Here is a 4638-nt window from a genome sequence, read left to right on the forward strand (position 1 = left end):
TGCCTGCACGACTTGTTCGCCCTGTCCAAAGAGAAGGGCCTGACGGGGGAAGAGGTCTTCGTCCCGGACCTGAAGCCGCTGGACGCGGACATGGAGCCCAACTTCGTCCTGCCGGTCGCCAAGATGACCGTGCCCATCTTCGCCGGCACCGGCCAGGCCGACGGCATGGCGGGCACCGCCGGCCAGTACAACGCCGTCAAGGCGATGTGCGACGCCGGCACCGCCGTGCAATGGCACACCTACCCCGGCCTCAGCCACAACGGCGCCGTCAACGGCTCCCTGGCCGATAGCCTGCCCTTCGTCCAAGCCCTGCTGGAGGGTGAAACACCCAAAAGCAACTGCGCGGACATCACCCCGCCGGGGCCCGTGCAGACGCCGGCGGCGGGCGTTCCCTTCAACGATTGAGTTTTCTGGGCCGTTGGTCATGACTGATCGACGGCCTCCCTCAATCGCCGGGCGCGGCCATGCGTCCTGTGAAAAAACAAGAAGGGCGGCGGCACCATCGCGGATGCCGCCGCCTTAGTTTCAAGCCTACGGGAAAACTCAGGGGAACCTGGATAAGAGCGGCGGCGTGGGAACAGTCCCCACGCCGCCGGTGGATGTCGCCGCCGATCAACCGTGATCGGCGGCGATGCGCATCAGTACCGGTATTGCGCCGTCAGGCCGATGGTGCGCGGACGGTAGCTCTGATCGTAGTACAGCGTGCCGCCGACACCGTCGTGGTTGCGCGCCAGCACGTCGGTGGAGTTGGTGACGTTGTCGACGAACAGCGACAGGTCCAGGCCGGAGAACCGCGCGCCGGCCCGCAGGGACAGGTAGTTGGTGGCCCCCAGGGCGTACAGGCCGGCGTCATAGCCGTAGGTGCCCTGGGTGTTCTGCTGGATGTTCTTGCTGGCGAAGCTGTAGTCGGCGCGGAGGTAGCCGACGACGTTCTCGTTGACCGGGAACTCCCCTTCGCCATAGACGTGGCCCGACCACAGCGGCCCGCCGATACGCTGGCCAGCCGCCTTCAGCAGCAGGTTGTTGCCGCCATAGATGTTCTCGTCATAGGTGATGTGGGTATAGCCCAGTTCCGTCCCGAAGGTCAGGCCGTGCATGGGCCGAATGGCGGCGGACAGTTCCACACCCTTGCCGGTGGCCTCGCCCAGGTTGGAGATGTAGGAGAAGCTGCAGGTCGGCAGGCGGATGGACTGCTGGATGTTCTTCCACTTCAGCAGGTAGCCGCTGGCGTCCAGGCTCATCATGCCGCCAAACAGCTTGTTCTTGCTGCCGCCCTCATAGGACCAGAGGTTGTCGGACTCATAGCCGGTGGGGCTGGAGGTCAGCCCCAGGGTCTTCAGGTCACCGGCGCAGAAGTCGCTGGCCACCGCCGCCTGGGCGCCGCCGGGACGGAAGCCCTCGGTGGCGGAAGCGTACAGCATGTGGTCGGTATCCAACTGGTAGGACACGCCGACCTTCGGCGTCCAGGCGCCCTCGTTCTGCCCAACCGTCTTGACGGTGCGGACACCGGCGTTGGTGGGGCCGTCCTTGGTGTCGGTGAAGCTGAACTCATCCAGGGTGTAGCGTACCGCCAGCGTGATCTTCAGATCCTCCATCGGCTTGATGTCGACGCTGCCGTAGCCAGCGTACTGATGGTCGTTGGCCGAGACCAGGTTCACGTAGCTGTAGCGGTTGTCATACTGCTTGTAGCCGTTGACCAGCACGCCGGGGAAGCGGCCCGAGCCGGTGTAGTTGGTGAAATACTGCCGGGTGCGCGAATAAAAGGCGCCGACCGTCCAGTCCACGTACTGGTTGTCGTAAGACTGCGCCCGCAGTTCCTGCGTCAGGTTGCGCTGGTTCAGCGTCAGGTAATCGGCGGTGTTGGACAGGGACTTATTGGAATAGCTGCCGAAGGGGTTGCCCGACCGCAGGAAGGAGAAGTAGGTGCCATAGTCCAGCGTCTGGTCCTGCTGACGCTCGAAGTAGGAGGTGTTGGAGATGATGTCGATGTTGTCCCACCGGTACTTCATCGCCAGGGCCGGCATGGTGAAGCGGTCCCGGGTCGGCTCCAGGTTGGCGACACCCGTCTTGTAGTCGGCGTCGCTGGTGTTGCCGTAGCCTTCCCAGTAGTCGCTGCGCGCGTTGGACTTTTCCATCTGGTAATAGATGCTGGGCGTGATGGTCAGGTCGTCGATCGGCCGCCAGGAAGCGGCCAGACGGGCCTCCCGCGTGTCGCTGAAGTTGACGTCCTTGTCGATGACGGTGTTGGTGCCCTGCTTCAGCTGGTCGATATAGCCGCCGCTGTGCTGGTACCAGGCGCTGGCGCGGATCGCCAGGGTGTCGGAAATCGGCCCGCCGACGGCGGAACCGGCCTCATAGCTGGCGGCACCGTTGTAGGTGGAGGCCACCTCGGCCCGGGAATAAATCTCCAGCTTGTCGAAGCTGGGCTGGGGAGTGATGAAGCGCACCGCGCCGCCTTCAGCACCGGCGCCGAACAGCGTGCCCTGCGGCCCGCGCAGCACCTCCACCCGCTCCAGGTCGAACACCTTGGGATAGGGGTTGCCGCCGTAGTAGCCGACGTTACGGATCTGGATGGGCGTATCGTCGATGTAGATGGCGGTCGTGGCGGAGCCAACGTCCGAGGCCAGGCCGCGAATGTAGATGTTGGTGCCGTTGTTCGCGGTGACGCCCGCTGACGGCGCGAAGCGCAACGCCGGCGTGACACGGGCGATGTCGTCGATCTTGCGGATGCCCTCCTTGTCCATCTGGTCCTGGCTGATGGAGGCGACGGACAGCGGCACCTTGCTGATGCTCTCGCCACGACGCTGCGCGGTCACGATGATCTCGGTCAGGCCGTCCGCGTCGGCGGGTGCCTGGGATTGGGCCTGGGCCATCCCCGGGCCGGCCACCAGCGCCATGGATGCGCACGACAGAGCAAGGAAGGCGGCGCCAGCGCCGTTGCGCAGCGGCTTGTTGGTTCGCTTATTGGAATCAGACATTAAGTGTCCCCCTTACCTGAAACATTGAAGCTCCCTTTTATTTTTAGTTTTCAACCAGTGATCGACGAACATCCCGCGCCGACCGTCAGCTTGACGCTTGTTACTTCAACTGCCCGTGGCGGGATCAAGGTCTATCGCATCTGCTATTGAGGTTGGTGAACCTTTAAGCGGCGCTCTCAATCCCGGTCGTCAGCATCGTCCGGGGAAACGGCGGGCAAAGCCATTGCAAGAACGGAACCGTCCCGTTGCTAAAACCGTGCGCCCCACCCACGGCCGACGGCCGTTGCCGGGCGTGCACAGCGGCGCTGCGCAACGGGCAACCGTAGGGCAAACTGGTTCCGATAAGCTTAACGCCCCTCTGCCGCGGGCTGGGACCAACAGCCGGGAATCATAAGGTTGATCATGCCAGAGCACGATGCCGTGACCTTGCGGGCCGGGCGCCTGATCCGCTCCGCCGACCACGCGCCGGAAGGCCCGCATCAGATCACCATCACCGCCGATGGCCGCATCCGTGAGGTCCGGGCCATTCCCCCCGACCGGCTGTCATCCGGGGAAGCCCGGCTGCTGCTGATGCCCGCCCTGGCCAATGCCCACGACCATGGCCGCGGCCTGGGCACCCTGGCCTTCGGCGCCAACGACCAGCCGCTGGAAACCTGGTTGCCCGACCTGGCCCGCCAGCCGCCGCTGGACATCCACCAGTGCGCCGTCACCGCCTTTTCCCGCATGGCGCTGTCCGGCATCGGCGCCCTCAACCACTGCCACAACACCCAAAGCAGCCAGACCCTGCTGGCGGAGGCCGAGGTGGTGTCGCGGGCGGCACGGGAGGTGGGCGTCAGGGTGGCCTTCTGCTGGCCGTTCTTCGACGCCAACCCCTTTGTCTACGGGGATCTGGAACCCCTGGCGGCGCACCTGGACGCGCACGAGATCGCGCAACTGCGGGCTCAGGAGGCCGGCATGCGGAACTGCGCCACCAACCTGGCCCTGATGGACCAGGCCCGCGCGTTCGAGCATGCGCTGTTCACGCTGCAATACCATCCCGTCGGCCCCCAGTGGGTGCAGCCCGACACGCTGGCGGCCATCGCCCGCGCCGCCAAGGACGACGGCCGGCGCGTGCATATGCACCTGTTGGAAACGCGGCATCAGCGGGCCTGGGCGGACCAGCGCTATCCCGATGGCATCCTCCGCCACTTCGACGCCATCGGCCTCCTGTCCCCCAATCTGACGGTGGCGCACGGCGTCTGGCTGCGGCCGGATGAATGCGCCCTGCTGGCGGACCGGGGCGTCACGGTGGTGGTCAACACCTCTTCCAACCTGCGCCTGCGGTCCGGCCTGCCGCCCATGGGGCTGCTGAAGGGGACCGGAACCCCCCTCGCCTTCGGACTGGACGGAATGGCCCTGGACGATGACGAGGACATGCTGCGTGAATTGCGCCTGGCCTATCACCTGGCCGGCGCCGCGCCGGGCGACGGACCCGCGCTATCGCCCCAGGATGTTCTGAAGGGCGCGTGGGAGACTGGCCGCCGCACCATCGTCGGCGACGATGGCGGCGGCCGCATCGTGGCGGGCGCGCCGGCCGACATCATGGGCGTCGACTACGCCGCGCTGTCCCATGATGCAGTTGCCGCCAGGTCCGACAGTCTTTCCCTGCTGATGGCCGCGC

General features: G+C 65.8%; 2 protein-coding genes and 1 pseudogene. 2 read left to right on the forward strand and 1 reads right to left on the reverse strand.

Going from position 1 to position 4638, the window contains the following annotated elements; all coding sequences use genetic code 11:
• A pseudogene (locus I55_RS37455) lies at positions 1 to 405 on the forward strand (lipase); the annotation flags it as partial.
• A gap of 233 nt (positions 406 to 638) precedes the next feature.
• On the opposite strand, the gene I55_RS30510 reads toward I55_RS37455, so the two are convergent.
• Entirely contained in the window at positions 639 to 2978 is a 2340-nt protein-coding gene (locus I55_RS30510; protein WP_044564493.1) for a TonB-dependent receptor, read from the reverse strand.
• 402 nt (positions 2979 to 3380) lie between these two features.
• Here I55_RS30510 and I55_RS30515 point away from each other — a divergent pair.
• Positions 3381 to 4638 (forward strand): amidohydrolase family protein (locus tag I55_RS30515; RefSeq protein WP_085940153.1); only part of this gene is annotated, 1258 nt, incomplete at its 3' end.

Origin of the sequence: Azospirillum sp. B4, assembly GCF_000333275.1 — a bacterium.
Lineage (GTDB): Bacteria > Pseudomonadota > Alphaproteobacteria > Azospirillales > Azospirillaceae > Nitrospirillum.

Excerpts from the sequence above, each read along its gene's own strand:
- I55_RS30510 (WP_044564493.1), bottom strand. The coding sequence starts at position 2,978 with ATGTCTGATTCCAATAAGCGAACCAACAAGCCGCTGCGCAACGGCGCT.